Below are 17,249 nucleotides of genomic sequence, written 5' to 3' on the forward strand. Positions count from 1 at the left end.
GGTTTTTTTTGCCCGCAGTTTTATATGGCTACTGCTATCAAACCACACGGGCCAGCGGAAATAGGCGCTTGAAATTGGCCGTGGTCTGTTCCGCCAATTGCTCGAAGCTCACGCCACGCAGCACCGCCAGGTACTCGGCCACATCACGCACATACTCGGGCAGGTTCGGCTTACCGCGATGCGGGATCGGCGCCAGGTACGGCGAATCGGTTTCCACCAGTAGCCGATCGACCGGCACCTGGCGTGCCACTTCACGCAGCGCCTCGGCATTGCGGAAGGTAACGATGCCGGACAGCGAAATATAAAAGCCGATATCCAGAGCGGCCTTGGCCATTTCCCAGTCTTCGGTAAAGCAGTGCAGCACGCCGGCTTGCGGCAACGCCGCTTCGCGCAGCAGCGCCAGGGTGTCGGCGCGCGCTTCGCGGGTATGCACGATCACCGGTTTACCGGTGATCCGCGCCGCATCCAGGTGCAAACGAAATGACGTTTGTTGCAGCGCCGCAGACTCAGGCTCGTAGTGATAGTCCAGACCGGTTTCGCCGATGGCCACCACCTGCGGGTGGTTCAATTCGCCGAGCAGCCAATCCAACGCTGGCGCCGCACCGGGTTCAAGGTCCAGCGGGTGAACACCTACCGAGCAATCAACATCGGCATAGTGCTCAGCCAGGCCTTTGACCGCAGCGGCATTATCGGCACTGACGCCGATACACAGAAAATGGCCAACGCCGCGCGCCCGCGCAGCATCCAGCGCCGCATCGAGTGAACCGCCATGGGCGGCCAGATCAAGGCGGTCAAGGTGACAGTGGGAATCAACCAGCATGGGGAACAATCACTTGAGAATCGGTGCCGCAAATCGGGCACCGTGATACGGAGGAAAAACCAGTTACATGGTGTGAGTCGGACGATCCGACGTCAGCGCACCGGCCAGGTAGGTTTCGATCTTGTTGCGCGCGGTGTTGTCGCCATCATTGAACTGCACACCCACACCGGCAGCGCGGTTACCTTGAGCGCCTTTGGGGGTGATCCAGACCACCTTGCCGGCGACCGGAATCTTTTCCGGCTCGTCCATCAGGTTGAGCAACATGAACACTTCATCACCGAGCTTGTAGCTCTTGTTGGTTGGAATAAACAGGCCGCCGTTCTTGATAAAGGGCATGTAAGCGGCATAGAGCACGGATTTGTCCTTGATTGTCAGCGACAAAATTCCGTTACGCGGGCCCAAGTTAGGAGGCAGACTCATGCGGCATTCCTGATTTTATTCACTTAATGGCCGATTCTAGCCCGGTCCGGGCAGGCTTGCCCACTGCACCAGCAAGGCTTCGAGAAGCAAGACACGGTTAAGGTTAGCCTTGCCGAGGACTTTCTGACGCTGCGCCAATAACCAATCCTGAATGTTCAGCACTTTCGGTTGCGGCGTTTTCTCCGCCAAGTACTGCACCACCTTGCGCATATCGGTTTGCCCGAGGCCGTCTTCATCACGGGTCAGTTGGTAGCGCAGCATCAGTTGCGACCACTGGCAGAACCAGTCGAACAGCAACTGCAGAGATACCGCATTCCAGCTTTCGGCCAACTGGCTGGGGGCAATCTGCTGTTTGAGCAGCTTCTTCACCCCCTCAACCACCTGCGCACGCTGCGCGATAACGCCCTGCTCATGCATCTTCACCGCGGCTAACGGCGAGCCGGCTGCAAGGAACAGCAACTCGCGATGCTCTTCAGCGCTACAACCGGGCAACGCCTGCTGAAGCCACGCCAGGCTCATGGCCTCGCTCGGAAGCGGGCAAGCCTGCTGCACGCAGCGGCTTTTCACCGTCGGCAACAGGCGGCTGGGTTGATGGCTGATCAACAGCAATACGGTATTGCCGGATGGCTCTTCCAGGCTTTTCAGCAAGGCGTTGGCGGCGTTGACGTTCATCGACTCAGTCGGCTCGACCAGCACCACTTTGCGCCCGGCCAGCTGCGCGGTCTGCACCACAAAACTGACCAGATCACGCACCTGATCAACCTTGATCGCCTTGTCGGCTTCTTCCGGTTCCAGAATGTAGTTATCCGGGTGGGTGCCCGCCGCCAACAAATGGCAAGACTTGCACTGGCCACAGGCATCCAGACCGGCGGGTTGATGGCACAAGAGGCGCGCCATCAGCCGCTCAGCCAGCGCGCGCTTGCCGATGCCGGCCGGCCCGTGCAGCAAATAGGCATGGGCATGCTGCGCGCGACCCGCCAGTTGCTGCCAAAGAGAATCCTGCCAGGGGTAAGCGTCAGCCACGCTGCAGCTCCAGCAGTTGCGGCAGCAACTCGTCCAGCGCGCGCTGAACCTGACTCAGAGATTGCGAGGCATCAAGGATGCGGTAGCGCTGCGGCTGCTCGGCGGCGCGGCGCAAGTAGGTCTGGCGTACGGCATCGAAGAACTGCCGGCCTTCCTGCTCGAAGCGATCCAGTCGACCGCGCGCCGCAGCACGAGCCAGGCCCACCTCAATCGGCAGATCGAATACCAGTGTCAGGTCCGGGCGTAGCGAACCCTGAATGAACTCCTCCAGCAAGGCGATACGCACTTCGGAAAGACCACGGCCACCACCCTGATAGGCGTAGGTTGCATCGGTAAACCGGTCACAGAGCACCACAGCGCCACGCGCCAAGGCCGGACGAATCACCTGCGCCAGGTGCTGCGCACGCGCTGCAAACACCAACAGCAGCTCGGTGTCGGCCGCCATCGGCTCATCACTGGGCGCCAGTAGCAGCTCGCGCACCCGTTCAGCCAACGGCGTACCGCCCGGCTCGCGGGTCAACAGCACATCAAGACCGTGCTCACGCAAGCGCTCAGCCAGGTAGTCACGGTTGGTACTTTTGCCGGCGCCTTCTGGGCCTTCCAAGGTGATAAACAAACCGCTCACAGGCTGTCCTTAATGATTATTGGGCACGGCCGGGGCCGGACTGGAACGGTAATCCGCGCGACGCTTGAGCTGATACTCACGCACAGCCCGGTTGTGCTGTTCCAGGGTGTCAGAAAACACATGGCTGCCATCACCACGAGCGACGAAGTACAGGCTGCTGCCGGCAACCGGATTCAGAGCAGCATGGATGGCTTCACGGCCGACCAGGGCGATTGGCGTCGGCGGCATGCCGTCGATGGTGTAAGTGTTGTAAGCCGTCGGCTGACGCAGGTCATCACGGGTGATGCGGCCGTTGTAGCGTTCGCCCATGCCGTAAATCACGGTCGGATCCGTTTGCAGGCGCATACCAATACGCAAACGCCGCACAAACACCCCGGCAATCTCACCGCGTTCTTGCGGCACGCCGGTTTCCTTCTCGATCATCGAGGCCATGATCAACGCGTCATAAGGTTCTTTGTACGGCAGATCCTTGGCCCGCTGCGCCCATTCCTCAGCCAACACCTGTTCCAATCGTGCATGCGCCTGCTTAAGCAGCTCAAGATCGCTCATGCCACGGACAAAACTGTAGGTATCGGGGAAGAAACGCCCTTCCGGATTCAGGCCTGGCAGGCCGAGCTTCTTCATCAGCTCGGCATCGCTCAGCTCACTCAGGGTCAGCTCAAGACGGGTTTCACGTGCCAATGCCGCGCGTACCTGGCGGAAATTCCAGCCTTCAACCAGCGTCAGGCTGTATTGCAGCACTTCACCGCGCCGCCACTGACCGAGCATATCCAGCGCCGTAGTGCCGGGAACCAGGCGGTATTCGCCACTGTGCAGCGCTTCATTGCGCAGATTGAAACGCCAGTAAAGACGCAGCCAGAAGGCCTGATCCAAGATGCCGTCAGCCTCAAGACGATTGAGCACGCCACCAGGCGTCGCACCAGCCGGCACTTCCACCACAAGCTCGTCAGTGAGATTTAACGGTTGCTGCAGTGCCACATGCTGTTGCCAAGCGGCAAACGCAACCAATAAGCCAGCCAGCAGCACACTGCCTTCCAGCAGCAGCAAAAATTTGCGTATCACGAATCAGCAGTCCAGTAGATCGCGGGCAATGGCCTGCAGTTTACGGGTGAGCGGGCCGACCGGCCAGTCGTGTGCAAGTAAAGCGCGAACTGGCCACACACCATAGACGCTGTTGCACAGCATGACTTCGTCCGCCGCCAGTAATTCGGCGTAGCTGATATCACGCACCTGACACTCGATGCCCAGCGCAGCCGCCTGCTCCAACAACTCGGCGCGCATCACACCCGCAACCCCAGAACGCGACAGGTCGGCGGTCACCAGCACACCAGCGCTGACCAGCAATAGGTTGCTGTAAACGCCCTCGATCACCCGGCCGCTGCTATCCAGCATCAGGCCCTCGGCATGCTCGGCGTCCTGCCACTCGCTGCGCGCCAGTACCTGCTCCAGTCGGTTGAGATGCTTCAGACCCGCCAGCAGCGGCTGCTCGGCCAAACGCGTAGTGCAAGCAAACAGACGCACGCCCTGTTCGGCATAGGCTTCGGGATAAACCGGCTTCGCGGCCGCCTGCAGTATCACTCGAGACTGGGCGGGCTGTGGCGTCGCATAACCACGCTGCCCGTCACCGCGAGTCAGGATCAACTTGGCCACCCCCTCACCCAGCTGCTGACTGAAGGCGAGCAGCTGGCCGCGTACAGCGGGTAGGTCGAGGGGGATTTTCAGCCGCACACTACCTTCGGCCAAACGAGTCAGATGCCGCTCCAGCAGCACCGGTTGCCCTACGTTTACGGCAATGGTCTCAAACAGCCCATCGCCGTAGGCCAAGCCGCGATCCTTGACGGACAGCAGCTCGGCCGGCTGGCCATCGACCCAGCTCAGCATCAACCAGCGAACCGGCGGAACACCAGCGAGCCGTTGGTGCCACCAAACCCAAAGGAGTTGGACAGCACTACATCCAGCGCCATGGCCTTGGCCTGGTGCGCAACGAAGTCCAGATCACAGCCTTCGTCCGGGTTATCCAGGTTGATGGTGGGCGGCGCCACCTGATCACGCAGCGCGAGGATGCTGAAGATCGCCTCCACCGCACCTGCAGCGCCGAGCAGGTGGCCGGTCATGGATTTGGTCGAGCTGACGGCCAGCTTGTACGCATGCTCGCCGAACACCGACTTCACCGCCGCTACTTCAGCCTTGTCGCCGGCCGAGGTCGAGGTGCCATGAGCATTGATGTACTGCACCTGCTCAGGATTCAGCCCGGCATCGCGCAAGGCGTTGGTCATGCAGCGCGCCGCGCCTGCGCCATCTTCCGGCGGCGAGGTCATGTGGTAAGCGTCGCCGCTCATGCCAAAGCCGATCAGCTCGGCATGAATGGTCGCACCACGCGCCTTGGCGTGCTCCAACTCTTCCAGCACCAGCGCGCCAGCGCCATCGGAGAGCACAAAGCCATCGCGATCTTTGTCCCATGGACGGCTGGCCCTGGCCGGCTCGTCATTGCGGGTCGACAGCGCACGAGCAGCACCGAAGCCGCCCATACCCAGACCGCAGGCCGCCATTTCGGCGCCGCCTGCAACCATTACATCGGCCTCGCCAAACATGATGTTGCGTGCCGCCATGCCAATGCAGTGCGTGCCTGTGGTGCAGGCCGTGGCGATGGCGTAGTTAGGCCCCTGCAACCCCAGATGGATCGACAGGAAGCCGGAAATCATATTGATGATCGAGCCTGGCACGAAGAACGGCGAAATGCGCCGCGGCCCTTGCTCGTGTAACGATCTGCAGTTGTTCTCGATATTGGTCAGGCCACCGATACCGGAGCCCATGGCCACGCCGATGCGCTCACGGTTGGCATCGGTGACTTCCAGGCCGGAGTTGCGCACTGCCTGAAAACTGGCAGCGAGGCCGTACTGGATAAACAGATCGAGCTTGCGCGCCTCTTTGGCGGACAAGTACTCCTCAACGTTGAAGCCCTTTACCGCACCACCAAAACGAGTGGAAAAAGCGGAAAGATCCATATGCTCAAGCAGGCCAATGCCACTGCGGCCAGCCAAAATGCCCTGCCAGCTACTCGGCACATCGTTACCCAATGGCGACAGCATGCCCATACCGGTAACCACGACGCGTCTACGCGACACAGCAATCTCCTTTTCTAGTTATCAACGCCTGGAAAGCGCTTAAAGAAAAGCCGCACACCTGATGAAGGGAGTGCGGCTTTTCCGAGTCGGGATCCGACGATTACGTTTTACGCGTGAGCGGTAACGTAGTCGATCGCTTCCTGAACGGTGGTGATCTTCTCGGCTTGTTCGTCCGGGATCTCGGTCTCGAACTCTTCTTCGAGAGCCATCACCAGCTCAACGGTGTCAAGCGAGTCGGCACCCAGGTCTTCAACGAAGGAAGCGCTGTTGGTTACTTCCTCTTCTTTGACGCCCAGTTGCTCGGCAACGATTTTCTTGACGCGCTCTTCGATGGTGCTCATACGTTGTTCTCACTCCTAATGGGACAAATCTTGGCCGCTATTCTGCGACCAAGTGTATAGAAAGGGTTTTTAGCATTTCAAGCTGAATGCCGGGGTGCCCCACAAACACTTCAACGACCTGCCTACAAACCTGTTGCAGCTTTATAACGGATTTTAGACAGCATCTATGACAGTTTTCTGAAGCCATCCGTCACATTCAGCTCATGTACATCCCGCCGTTCACAGGGATAGTAGCGCCTGTGACGTAAGCCGCGCCATCAGAAGCGAGGAAAGCGACCACTTTTGCGATCTCTTCGGCCTGCCCTAAACGGCCCAACGGAATTTGTGTCAGCAGCGCATCGCGCTGCGCTTCTGGCAATTCACGGGTCATATCAGTGTCGATAAAACCCGGTGCCACGGCGTTCACGGTAATCGCACGCGAACCTACTTCACGCGCCAACGCACGACCAAAACCTTCAAGACCGGCCTTGGCTGCTGCATAGTTGACCTGCCCACCGTTGCCCATGGCGCCCACCACCGAACCGATGTTGATGATGCGCCCGTAGCGTGCCTTGGTCATACCGCGCAGCACAGCCTTGGTCAGCCGGTACAGGCTGCTCAGGTTGGTGTTGATGACATCAAACCACTCGTCATCTTTCATGCGCAGCATCAGGTTATCGCGGGTGATGCCGGCGTTATTGACCAGAATCAACGGCTGACCAAGATGTTGCTGGATATGTTCGAGGGTGCTGGCGACCGATTCGCTGTCGCTGACATCGAGGACCAAACCGGCGCCTTCAATGCCATTGGCTTTCAGGATTTCAGCAATACGCTCGGCACCCGAAGCGGTGGTGGCGGTACCGATAACCACGGCACCCTGACGCCCTAACTCCAGGGCAATCGCCTGGCCAATACCGCGGCTTGCGCCGGTGACCAATGCAACCTTACCTTGCAGGCTCATAACGTTTCTCCTTAATCAGACCAGGGCCGCGTTCGCAGCAGCGAAGGCGTCCGGGGTGTCCAGGTTATGGGTATTGATGCCTTTGACGCAGCGTTTGTTCAAACCAGACAACACCCTGCCCGGACCGCACTCAACCAGATCCGTCACACCTTGCCCAGACAGGCAGACGATCGACTCGACCCAACGCACTGGACTGTAAAGCTGAGCCAGCAGGTCGCGCTTGAGCCCTTCCAGATCAGTCACTGCCGCAGCGCTGACGTTCTGTACCAAAGCGATTTGCGGAGCCTGCCAGTCAATTGCCGCTACTGCTTCGGCAAAGCGCTCAGCCGCAGGGCGCATCAACGCGCAGTGCGACGGCACGCTAACCGGCAACGGCATCGCGCGCTTGGCCCCACGCGCCTTGCACGCCTCAATAGCGCGCTCGACGGCAGCAGCGCCGCCGGCGATCACCACCTGACCCGGGGCATTGAAATTCACCGCGCTGACCACTTCACCCTGCGCAGCCTCGGCGCAAGCCGCCAATACATCAGCATCTTCCAGACCGAGAATCGCTGCCATGCCACCCTGCCCGGCTGGAACAGCCTGCTGCATCAGCTGGCCGCGATGTTCAACCAGCTTGACCGCCGCGGCCAAGGACAAGCTGCCAGCGGCAACCAGCGCCGAGTACTCACCCAGGCTGTGCCCGGCGACAAACGCCGGACGCGCGGCGCTCTCAGCAAACCAGGCACGCCACAGCGCAACAGAAGCGGTGAGGATCGCCGGCTGAGTCTTGTCGGTTTGATTGAGCTGTTCTTCAGGACCTTGCTGAGTCAACGCCCAGAGGTCATAACCAAGGGCTTCGGAAGCCTCGGCGAAGGTTTCGAGGATCAGCGGTCGTTGCGCACCATGCTCGGCGAGCATGCTCAGCGACTGGGAACCCTGACCTGGAAAGACGAATGCGAGAGATGCAGACATGGAAACCTGTTCCTAATGATCGTGATCGTCGGTAATACGCGCCCAGCCTAGCCAAGCGCAAGAAACTGACAGTTGGATGACAGGCTGCCCGCCGCGGTCACATTCTAAAGCAGGTGCTCGCCCAGGCGACCATGCAAACGCTGCGGCAAATCCTCTTCAATCTCCCGCAAAGCTCGACGAATAGCGCTTTTAAAGTCTTCAGGCCCGGCCGCACCATGGCTTTTCACCACAATACCCTGCAGCCCGACAAAACTTGCACCATTGTGCTGCGCTGGGGCCAACTCACCCTGCAAACGCCGCAACAGCGGCAACGCTAAAGCCCCCACCATGCGCGCAGCCAGGCTGGACTTGAACAGCGCCTCAATCCGCCCGGCAATCATTGCAGCCAGGCCTTCGCTGGACTTGAGCAGGATATTGCCGACAAAACCGTCGCACACCACGACATCGGCCTCACCGCGATACAACCCATCGCCCTCGACAAAACCGATGTAGTTCAGACCTTCCGCTTGCTGCAGCAGACTGGCTGCCAGCTTGACCTGCTGGTTACCCTTGATGTCTTCAGTGCCGACGTTCAGCAGCGCCACCCGCGGACGCACCGTACCCAACGCTTCAGCGGTAACCGAGCCCATCACGGCAAATTGGTAGAGGTGCTCGGCGCTGCAATCGACATTGGCGCCCAGGTCGAGCAGATGACAGAAGCCCGCCTGCGTAGGAATGGCGGTGACCATGGCCGGACGATCAATGCCGGGCAAGGTTTTAAGCACATAGCGCGACAACGCCATCAGCGCCCCGGTATTACCGGCACTGACGCAGGCCTGCGCCGCACCACTGCGCAGTAACTCAAGACTGATACGCATCGACGAATCCGGCTTGCCGCGCAGCGCCTGGGCCGGACGCTCGTCCATGGCGATAATCTCAGCAGCATGCTCAACGCGCAGACGTGCACGATCGACGCTGGGATAGCGGGCAATCAGGGATTCAAGAAGCGAAGATTGGCCAACGAGGACCAGGTGCAACGAAGAGTATTCAGCCAGGCAAGAGATGCAGGCTGGAACAATGCAGTGGGGACCGAAGTCCCCACCCATTGCATCAATCGCGATGATCGGAGCGGACAAGATTTACTCGTCAGCGCCCTTGTCGATCACTTTACGACCACGGTAAACGCCTTCTGGCGATACGTGGTGACGCAGGTGGATTTCACCGGTGCTTTTCTCGACCGACAGAGTGCTGGCCTCGAGAGCATCGTGCGAACGACGCATGTCACGGGCGGAACGGGATTTTTTGTTCTGCTGAACAGCCATAACTAATTAACTCCTAAACGTTTGGGTCACGCTTTAACTGCGCCAATACACTGAACGGGTTGGACCGCGTTACCTCGTCCTCGCTCGACTCGGGCTCTTCGAGGCCGGTCGGCTGCTGGCAATCTTTAGGGTCATGAGCCGGGACAATGGGCAAGGCAAGCAGAAGCTCCTCCTCAACCAGCGCCAGCAGATCCAATGGGTCTTCACCCAACTCAATCACGTCATAGCCTTGCGGCACTGACTGGGTATTCGCACCCTCTTTCACCACAGCGTAATCACATGCACTGTGGATCGGCAAAGTGACCAGCTCCAGACAACGCTGGCAAACCATCTTGACTTCAACCTCAAGCTCGCTGTGAAAAACTACAGCATTGCGCTCGTCGCGCTCGAAGAAGAACTTCGTACGCACCATGCCTTGGTTATCGGCAAGCGGGCCGCAGAGTCGCTGCAAATCTGACAGTTGCAGCTCACCTTCGAGGGTGGCGCTGCGATCGGCTAGTTTGCGCGGATCAACGTGAGGTGGAATCGGGCCATTTGACATAGGCGGCGCATTTTAGGGATGCAACCCGCCGCTGTCAAAGGAAATTCGGCCTGTCCAGCATATGGGCCGACAGCTAGAATCGCCCACCATCTGTAAACAACTATATAGAAGGAAATCGCCGTGCTGCCTCTGGTGCTCGCCTCCAGCTCACCCTACCGACGTGAACTGCTCACCCGCCTGCGCTTGCCCTTCACCTGGGGCGCTCCGCAAATCGACGAATCACGGCGACCTGATGAAGACGCAGAAGCCCTGGTGCGCCGTCTATCGCTGGAAAAAGCCCAAGCACTGAACGCTAGCCACCCGCAGCACCTGATCATCGGCTCAGATCAAGTCGCGGTACTCGGCTCACAAATCATCGGCAAACCGCACACCCTGGAGCGCGCTCGCGAACAACTAATGGCCGCCAGCGGCAATAGCGTGACCTTTCTGACTGGCCTCACCCTGCTTAACAGCGCCACCGGCCAGCAGCAAACCGACTGCGTACCCTTCACGGTGCATTTCCGCCGACTCAGCGAAGCGCAAATCATGCGCTACCTGACCGCCGAACAACCCTTCGACTGCGCGGGCAGCTTCAAGGCCGAAGGCCTGGGCATCAGCCTGTTTCGCAGCACCGAAGGCAGCGACAGCAACAGCCTGATCGGCCTCCCCCTGATCCGCCTGGTGGACATGCTGCAAGCCAGCGGTATCGATATCCCCTAAAAACAACAAGCCCGATCAATGACCGGGCTTGTTTGCAACACCTACAGACCTTAGCGCAACGCCGGCCCCTGGAACCCCATCCAAAGGGCAATGCGCTCAGCCATGCTGGCACCTAAAGTTTTGGCAAACTTATCGAAAGGTGATTCTTGCACCGTGAAGTCGACGATTTCCTTCTCGCCAATCACCTCCCGCGCCACGTAGCTGGTATTGCCCAAGGCATCGACCAACCCAAGCTTTAAAGCCTGCTCGCCAGACCAGACCAAGCCCGAGAACAGCTCTGGGTGCTCGGCATCCTTCAAGCGCTCACCACGCCCCTGCTTTACGCTGGCAATAAACTGACGATGGGTAGTTTCCAAAACACCCTGCCAGAACTTGGTTTCTTCGGCCTTTTGTGGCTGGAACGGGTCGAGAAACGCTTTGTGCTCACCGGAGGTATACACGCGGCGATCCACACCCAGCTTCTCCATCACCCCCACAAAACCAAAGGTTGCCGCAGTCACACCAATGGAGCCAACCAGGCTGGCTTTGTCGGCATAGATCTCATCAGCCGCACTGGCGATGTAATAGGCACCCGACGCACCCAAATCGGTGATCACTGCATACAGTTTGATCGCCGGGTACTCGGCGCGCAGGCGGCGAATCTCGTCATAGATGTAGCCCGACTGCACCGGACTGCCACCCGGGCTATTGATGCGCAGGATCACGCCCTTGGTGTTGGCATCCTCAAAGGCCGCACGCAGGCTGCTGACAATATTGTCGGCACTGGCCGATTCCTGATCGGCAATCATCCCTCGAACCTCGATCACCGCAGTATGACTGCCGGTAGTCGCGCCTTTTTTCATCGCCAGCATGGGCGAGAACAACGCCAGCGCACCGAAGATATAAATGAAGGTCAGCAGCTTGAAGAAAACCCCCCAGCGCCGCGCGCGGCGCTGTTCCTGCACACCGGCCAGCAGAGTCTTCTCCAGTAGCTGCCAGCTTTTACCGTCGCCATCAGCAGGAGCCGACGCCTTCCATTCATCTGCCATGCAAAACCACCTCAACTGACTGATTAGACGCACGCTGACCTAGCCAGACGCGCAACTCGGTGAAACATTCTATTGCCAGCGTTGGCTGACACTCACGCAACGCCTGCAACGGCTGTGCGCCATAACCCACCGCTACACAATCCATACCAGCGCGCTGCGCCATCAACAGATCGAAGGATGAGTCACCCACCATCAGCGCCTGACTAGCAGCAACACCGCTTTGCGCAAGAATCTCGTGCAACATCAGAGGGTCCGGCTTGCTCGCCGTTTCGTCGGCGCATCGGCTGTAGTCGAAATAATCCAGCCAGCCACGATCAGCCAGCACGCGCTGCAAGCCATGCCGCCCTTTGCCAGTCGCTACCGCCAGGCGATAACCGTCGGCACGAAACGCCTCTAAACCCTCAGCCACGCCATGGAACAGCGGCGAAGGCTCGAACTCAAGAGCCAGGTAGTTTTCGCTGTAGCTTTGCCGCAAGCGCTGCGCAAGAAGCGCATCATGCATATCCGGATAAAGACAACGAATCGCCTCAGGCAAACCCAAGCCGATAATGCCGCGCACCTGCTCATCCGTGCAACGCGGCAACTCACAGGCATCGGCAGCCATATGCATCGCAGTGACAATCCGACCAATGGAATCAACCAACGTGCCATCCCAATCGAAAATCAGCAGCTGGTAACCACGCTCCTGACAATCACTCACTGAGACGCACCATAGTCCGCGCCCACACTTCATCGACTGGAGCTTCAAGCTTGAGTTGACCACCCTCAGGCAGCGGCACAACCAACTCATAGGCATGCAGAAACAGGCGTTTACCGCCTAGATCGCGAATTTCCTTGGTGAAATCGTCATCGCCGTACTTGCTGTCACCGGCAATGCAGTGCCCGGCATACTGTGTATGCACACGAATCTGATGGGTACGTCCAGTGACCGGCTTGGCCTCAACCAAGGTGGCAAACTCGCCGAAGCGGCGCAGCACACGAAAAACGGTCAACGCTTCCTTACCTTCAGGATTGACCTCGACCATGCGCTCGCCGGAACGCAAATTACTCTTCAGCAGCGGCGCATTAACCTGTTTCTTGGCCGTTGCCCAGTGGCCGCGCACCAGCGCCATATAGCGTTTGTCCACACCATCGCCCCGCAGGGCTTCGTGCAGGTGACGCAACATGCTGCGCTTCTTGGCAATCATCAACAGACCGGACGTATCACGATCCAGACGATGCACCAGTTCCAGATCCTTGGCATCCGGACGTAACTGACGAAAGGCTTCGATAACTCCGTAATTCAGTCCACTGCCGCCATGCACAGCGATACCCGCCGGCTTATTCAGCACGATAAGCGCCTTGTCTTCATAGACAATCGCCGCCTCGAGGCGCTGCAAAAGCCCCTGCGCCAACGGCTCGGGCTCATCGCGTTCAGCCAAGCGCAGCGGCGGTACACGAATAATGTCGCCAGCCTGCAGCTTGTATTCAGGCTTGATCCGCCCCTTGTTCACACGCACTTCGCCTTTACGCAAAATCCGGTAAATCAAAGTCTTGGGCACGCCCTTAAGCTGGGTGCGAAGAAAGTTATCAATGCGTTGGCCGGCAAGTTCCGGCGCAACCTCGAGCAGCTGGACGCCGGAGGTTGGAGGGGAAGGATTTGTCATCGCGCAATCATAACAATTTTTTATGGAATTGAAGCACTTAATCATTGCTGCTATAGTCGGGAACGCCGCCAAAAGCGGCTTGGTTTGCGGATGATCGCCAAAACTGCCATCCCCCAACCAACGCAACCCATTTGGGACGTGAGGCCGTCCGACGGGTTATTCAACGAAAGAAAAGCCTCCAAGGCTGTGAATAACTCGGAAATAAAGCCTATAAGCCATGATGCGCAACCAGTCCCTTTGGACGGTTGCGGTAATAGTTAACCCGCTGCGGATGTTCGCGAGCGGCACCCGAGTTTCAGCGATACGTGTAGGGTGGAGATGTACAACTGTTGGTCCGCGTAGCAGCTCGCTTTACCAAGACGCTTCATCTCGTCCGCTACCAACAGCTGATTCCTCCTCCTGACTTAGTGCTTTCTGTTATCACAGCGAGCAGGAGACGTCCGTCGCGGCCCAGCACAATTGGCTGACCGCCGCTAGACACTGGAACGCTTTACGACCGTTCCTGACGCACCTGACACCGACCCCTGAAGTCGTGTGTGCCGAACGCCGCTTCCGCCAGCACCGGAAACCGACGGTACTACATGAAAAGAATGCTGATTAACGCAACTCAGCCCGAAGAGTTGCGTGTTGCCCTAGTAGATGGGCAGAAACTCTACGACCTGGACATCGAGTCCGGCGCCCGTGAGCAGAAAAAATCCAACATCTATAAGGGTAAAATCACCCGTGTAGAGCCCAGCCTCGAAGCTGCCTTCGTCGACTTCGGCTCTGAGCGCCACGGTTTTCTTCCGCTCAAAGAAATCTCCCGCGAATATTTCAGCAAGGCCCCAGAAGGTCGCGTCAACATTAAAGACGTGCTCCGGGAAGGCCAGGAAGTCATTGTTCAAGTCGAGAAAGAAGAGCGTGGCAACAAGGGCGCAGCCCTAACCACCTTTATCAGCCTCGCCGGTCGTTACCTGGTGCTGATGCCGAACAACCCACGTGCTGGTGGTATCTCGCGCCGCATCGAAGGCGAAGAGCGTAATGAACTGCGTGAAGCACTGAATGGCCTGGTCGCCCCAAGCGACATGGGCTTGATCGTGCGTACCGCAGGCCTCGGCCGCTCCAGCGAAGAAATGCAGTGGGACCTCGATTACCTGCTGCAACTCTGGACCGCCATCAAAGAAGCCTCACTGGACCGCGCTGCCCCCTTCCTGATCTATCAGGAAAGCAACGTGATCATCCGCGCCATCCGCGACTACCTGCGCCAGGACATCGGCGAAGTACTGGTCGACAGCATCGAAGCGCAGCAGGAAGCCCTGAGTTTCATCAACCAGGTGATGCCGCAGTACGCCAGCAAGATCAAGCTGTATGAAGACAGCGTGCCGCTGTTCAATCGCTTCCAGATCGAAAGCCAGATCGAAACCGCTTTCCAGCGCGAAGTGAAACTGCCGTCCGGTGGCTCCATCGTGATCGACCCGACCGAAGCCCTGGTGTCCATCGACATCAACTCGGCGCGCGCGACCAAAGGCAGCGACATCGAAGAAACGGCCCTGCAGACCAACTTGGAAGCGGCTGAAGAAATCGCCCGCCAACTGCGTCTGCGTGACATCGGCGGCCTGATCGTCATCGACTTTATCGACATGACCCCGGCGAAGAACCAACGCGCCGTGGAAGAAAAAGTCCGTGAAAGCCTGGAAGCCGACCGTGCCCGCGTACAAGTGGGCCGTATCTCGCGTTTTGGCCTGCTGGAAATGTCGCGCCAGCGCCTGCGTCCATCCCTGGGCGAAAGCAGCGGTATCGTCTGCCCACGCTGCAACGGTCAAGGCATCATCCGCGACGTAGAATCGCTGTCGCTGGCCATTCTGCGCCTGATCGAAGAAGAAGCCCTGAAAGACCGCACTGCTGAAGTCCGCGCACAAGTGCCAATTCCAGTTGCCGCCTTCCTGCTCAACGAAAAACGCAACTCGATCACCAAGACTGAGCTGCGCACGCGTGCACGCATCGTGATCATTCCGAATGACCACTTGGAAACACCGCACTTCGAAGTTACGCGCATCCGTGACGACAGCCCTGAAGCGCAATCCACTCAGTCCAGCTATGAAATGGCGACTATTGAAGTGGAAGAAGAGAAGCAGGCCGCCGCAACGCGCACCCTGGTTCGCCAGGAAGCAGCGATCAAAACCGCGCCGCAGCGCACTGCACCAACTCCGGTTGAAGCAGTAGCCGCACAGCCTGTTGCTGCCGCTGAGCCAAGCCTGTTCAAAGGCCTGGTCAAGTCGCTGGTAAGCCTGTTCGCTGGTAAGGAAGAAGAAAAGCCTGCCGTCGTCGAGAAGAAAACCAGCGAACGCCCTCAGCGCAGCGATGAGCGTCGTAACGGTCGCCAACAGAACCGCAACCGCGGTGGTCGCAGCAGCGAAGAGCGTAAACCACGTGAAGACCGCGGCCCTCGTGAAGAGCGCGCACCGCGCGAAGAACGTCAGCCACGCGTTGCTCGTGAAGAACGCGCACCGCGCGAGGAACGTGCGCCACGTGAAGAACGCAGCCCACGCGACGTTGTAGAAGTTCGTCAGCCGCAGGAAGTGCGCCAATCGCGCCCACCGCGCGAAGAGCGTCAGCCGCGCGACCGCAAGCCACGTGAAGAGCGCCAACCGCGCGAACTGCGTGAGCCACTGGATGCCGCACCGGGTGATAGCGCAACGGTCAGCGAAGAAGTCCGTGCCGAACGCCCACAACGCGAACCGCGCCAGCCGCGCGCAACGCGTGAAGAGCGCCAGCCGCGAGCTGAACAGGCCGCAGTAGCAGCTGATGAAGAAGTTCTGAACGCTGAAGAAGCGCTGCAGGACGATGAGCAGGAAGGCAACGAAGCTGGCGATCGCCCACGTCGCCGCTCCCGTGGCCAGCGTCGTCGCAGCAATCGTCGCGAGCGCCAGAACGATGCCAACGGCAACCCGATCGAAGGCAGCGAGGAAGGCGCAGAAGCACCAGCTGATGCCGACAACGCAGTAGTTGCAGCAGCAGTAACCGCCGCTGTTATCACTGGCGCGGACGAAGCAGCCCAGGCAACCGCCGAAGCAGCACCGGTAGTTGTCGAGCAGGAGCAGCCACGCGAAATCGCTGCCGCTGAAGCGCCACAAGCCGCTGTTGAGGCAGTAGCTGTAGAAGCAGTAAGCAGCCCGGTTGTCGAATCCAGCGGAGCACCTGTATATGCCACCGAAGTCAGCGAAGCTGCACCAGCACCTGCTGTTGTAGAGGCGCCAGCCCCGGTTGCAGAGGTTGTTGAAGCGCCTGCCGTGGTTACCGCACCCGAGCCGGTTGCCGAAGCCGTAGTAGCTGAAGTTGCAGCAGCCGAAGCTGCGCCAGTGGTTGCCGCCAGCAGCACCGGTCGCGCACCTAACGATCCGCGCGAAGTGCGTCGTCGTCAGCGTGAAGCCGAGCGTCTCGCCCGCGAAGCCGCCGAAGCACCAGCTGCTGCCGTACAGGTTGAAGCTGCTGCACCGGTAGCTGAAGAGCCGGCTGCAGAAGTGGTTGCCGAAGCCGTAGTTGAAACTGCAGCCGAAGCACCTGCAAGCATCGAAGCCGTCGAGCCCAAGGCCGAAACCGCCGCGCAAGTAGAAGCAGAAGTAAGCCAGGAGCCGCAAAGCTCACTGTTTACTGAAGTAGAAGCTTACGAGCAGGATAAAGAAGCGGTCAAACCGCAGGTCTGATCCGCTAGGCAATAAAAAAGGGGATGCTTCGGCATCCCCTTTTGCGTTCTGGCTTTTATTACAGCGCTATCAATACGCTGGTCGCAGCCTGCCGCCAAACGCC

At 59.1% G+C, this 17,249-nt stretch carries 18 protein-coding genes; 2 read left to right on the forward strand and 16 right to left on the reverse strand.

Annotation, left to right across the window (positions count from 1 at the left end):
* Positions 1–37: 37 nt before the first annotated feature.
* The 13 genes from HBN63_RS07745 to HBN63_RS07805 form a co-directional block, all read right to left on the reverse strand.
* Positions 38–820 (reverse strand): TatD family hydrolase, encoded by a 783-nt coding sequence (locus tag HBN63_RS07745; protein WP_170049008.1) that lies wholly within the window; start codon positions 818–820, stop codon positions 38–40.
* A gap of 63 nt (positions 821–883) precedes the next feature.
* Positions 884–1,240 (reverse strand): PilZ domain-containing protein, encoded by a 357-nt coding sequence (locus HBN63_RS07750; protein ID WP_090238100.1) that lies wholly within the window; start codon positions 1,238–1,240, stop codon positions 884–886.
* Between the two features lie 36 nt (positions 1,241–1,276).
* Positions 1,277–2,263, reverse strand: a complete 987-nt coding sequence (locus HBN63_RS07755; RefSeq protein WP_170049009.1) for a DNA polymerase III subunit delta' — start codon at positions 2,261–2,263, stop codon at positions 1,277–1,279.
* Entirely contained in the window at positions 2,256–2,888 is a 633-nt protein-coding gene (gene tmk / locus HBN63_RS07760; protein ID WP_170049010.1) for a dTMP kinase, read from the reverse strand. Before tmk ends, HBN63_RS07755 begins: the two co-directional genes overlap by 8 nt.
* Positions 2,889–2,897: 9 nt before the next feature.
* Positions 2,898–3,950 (reverse strand): endolytic transglycosylase MltG, encoded by a 1,053-nt coding sequence (gene mltG, locus HBN63_RS07765; RefSeq protein ID WP_170049011.1) that lies wholly within the window; start codon positions 3,948–3,950, stop codon positions 2,898–2,900.
* 3 nt (positions 3,951–3,953) lie between these two features.
* Positions 3,954–4,769: an aminodeoxychorismate lyase gene (gene pabC / locus HBN63_RS07770; RefSeq protein ID WP_170049012.1), complete on the reverse strand. Its 816-nt coding sequence runs from the start codon at positions 4,767–4,769 to the stop codon at positions 3,954–3,956.
* Positions 4,769–6,013 carry a beta-ketoacyl-ACP synthase II gene (fabF, locus tag HBN63_RS07775; protein ID WP_170049013.1) on the reverse strand — a complete coding sequence of 415 codons (1,245 nt, stop codon included), beginning with the start codon at positions 6,011–6,013 and terminating at the stop codon, positions 4,769–4,771. Before fabF ends, pabC begins: the two co-directional genes overlap by 1 nt.
* 107 nt (positions 6,014–6,120) lie before the next feature.
* Positions 6,121–6,354, reverse strand: a complete 234-nt coding sequence (acpP, locus tag HBN63_RS07780; RefSeq protein WP_058066290.1) for an acyl carrier protein — start codon at positions 6,352–6,354, stop codon at positions 6,121–6,123.
* A 196-nt stretch (positions 6,355–6,550) separates the two neighbouring features.
* Positions 6,551–7,294, reverse strand: coding sequence for a 3-oxoacyl-ACP reductase FabG (gene fabG / locus HBN63_RS07785; protein WP_170049014.1), 744 nt, complete (start codon positions 7,292–7,294; stop codon positions 6,551–6,553).
* Positions 7,295–7,309: 15 nt separating this feature from the next.
* A complete protein-coding gene (gene fabD, locus HBN63_RS07790) occupies positions 7,310–8,248 on the reverse strand; it encodes an ACP S-malonyltransferase (protein WP_170049015.1) in 939 nt (312 codons plus the stop codon).
* Positions 8,249–8,352: 104 nt separating this feature from the next.
* Entirely contained in the window at positions 8,353–9,363 is a 1,011-nt protein-coding gene (gene plsX / locus HBN63_RS07795; RefSeq protein ID WP_170049016.1) for a phosphate acyltransferase PlsX, read from the reverse strand.
* 3 nt (positions 9,364–9,366) lie between these two features.
* The gene (gene rpmF / locus HBN63_RS07800) at positions 9,367–9,549 is read right to left on the reverse strand and encodes a 50S ribosomal protein L32 (protein WP_090247995.1); all 183 of its coding nucleotides are present in this window, start codon (positions 9,547–9,549) and stop codon (positions 9,367–9,369) included.
* Positions 9,550–9,562: 13 nt separating this feature from the next.
* Positions 9,563–10,090: a YceD family protein gene (locus HBN63_RS07805; RefSeq protein ID WP_170049017.1), complete on the reverse strand. Its 528-nt coding sequence runs from the start codon at positions 10,088–10,090 to the stop codon at positions 9,563–9,565.
* Between the two features lie 120 nt (positions 10,091–10,210).
* Between HBN63_RS07805 and HBN63_RS07810 the strand changes: the two genes are divergently transcribed.
* Positions 10,211–10,789, forward strand: a complete 579-nt coding sequence (locus HBN63_RS07810) for a Maf family nucleotide pyrophosphatase (protein ID WP_170049018.1) — start codon at positions 10,211–10,213, stop codon at positions 10,787–10,789.
* 50 nt (positions 10,790–10,839) lie between these two features.
* Here the strand turns inward: HBN63_RS07810 and sppA are convergent, their stop codons facing one another.
* The 3 genes from sppA to rluC are packed head-to-tail and all read right to left on the reverse strand — an operon-like array spanning position 10,840 to position 13,463.
* Positions 10,840–11,817, reverse strand: coding sequence for a signal peptide peptidase SppA (gene sppA / locus HBN63_RS07815; protein ID WP_170049019.1), 978 nt, complete (start codon positions 11,815–11,817; stop codon positions 10,840–10,842).
* Positions 11,807–12,517, reverse strand: a complete 711-nt coding sequence (locus HBN63_RS07820) for an HAD-IA family hydrolase (RefSeq protein ID WP_345940476.1) — start codon at positions 12,515–12,517, stop codon at positions 11,807–11,809. Before HBN63_RS07820 ends, sppA begins: the two co-directional genes overlap by 11 nt.
* Complete coding sequence (gene rluC / locus HBN63_RS07825) at positions 12,510–13,463, reverse strand: 23S rRNA pseudouridine(955/2504/2580) synthase RluC (protein WP_160084911.1); 954 nt, start codon at positions 13,461–13,463, stop codon at positions 12,510–12,512. The genes HBN63_RS07820 and rluC overlap by 8 nt, the downstream gene beginning before the upstream one ends.
* Before the next feature lie 581 nt (positions 13,464–14,044).
* Here rluC and rne point away from each other — a divergent pair.
* Complete coding sequence (gene rne / locus HBN63_RS07830; protein WP_170049021.1) at positions 14,045–17,146, forward strand: ribonuclease E; 3,102 nt, start codon at positions 14,045–14,047, stop codon at positions 17,144–17,146.
* Positions 17,147–17,249: the final 103 nt, after the last annotated feature.

Origin of the sequence: Pseudomonas sp. WS 5011, assembly GCF_012985775.1 — a bacterium.
Taxonomy (GTDB): domain Bacteria; phylum Pseudomonadota; class Gammaproteobacteria; order Pseudomonadales; family Pseudomonadaceae; genus Aquipseudomonas; species Aquipseudomonas peli.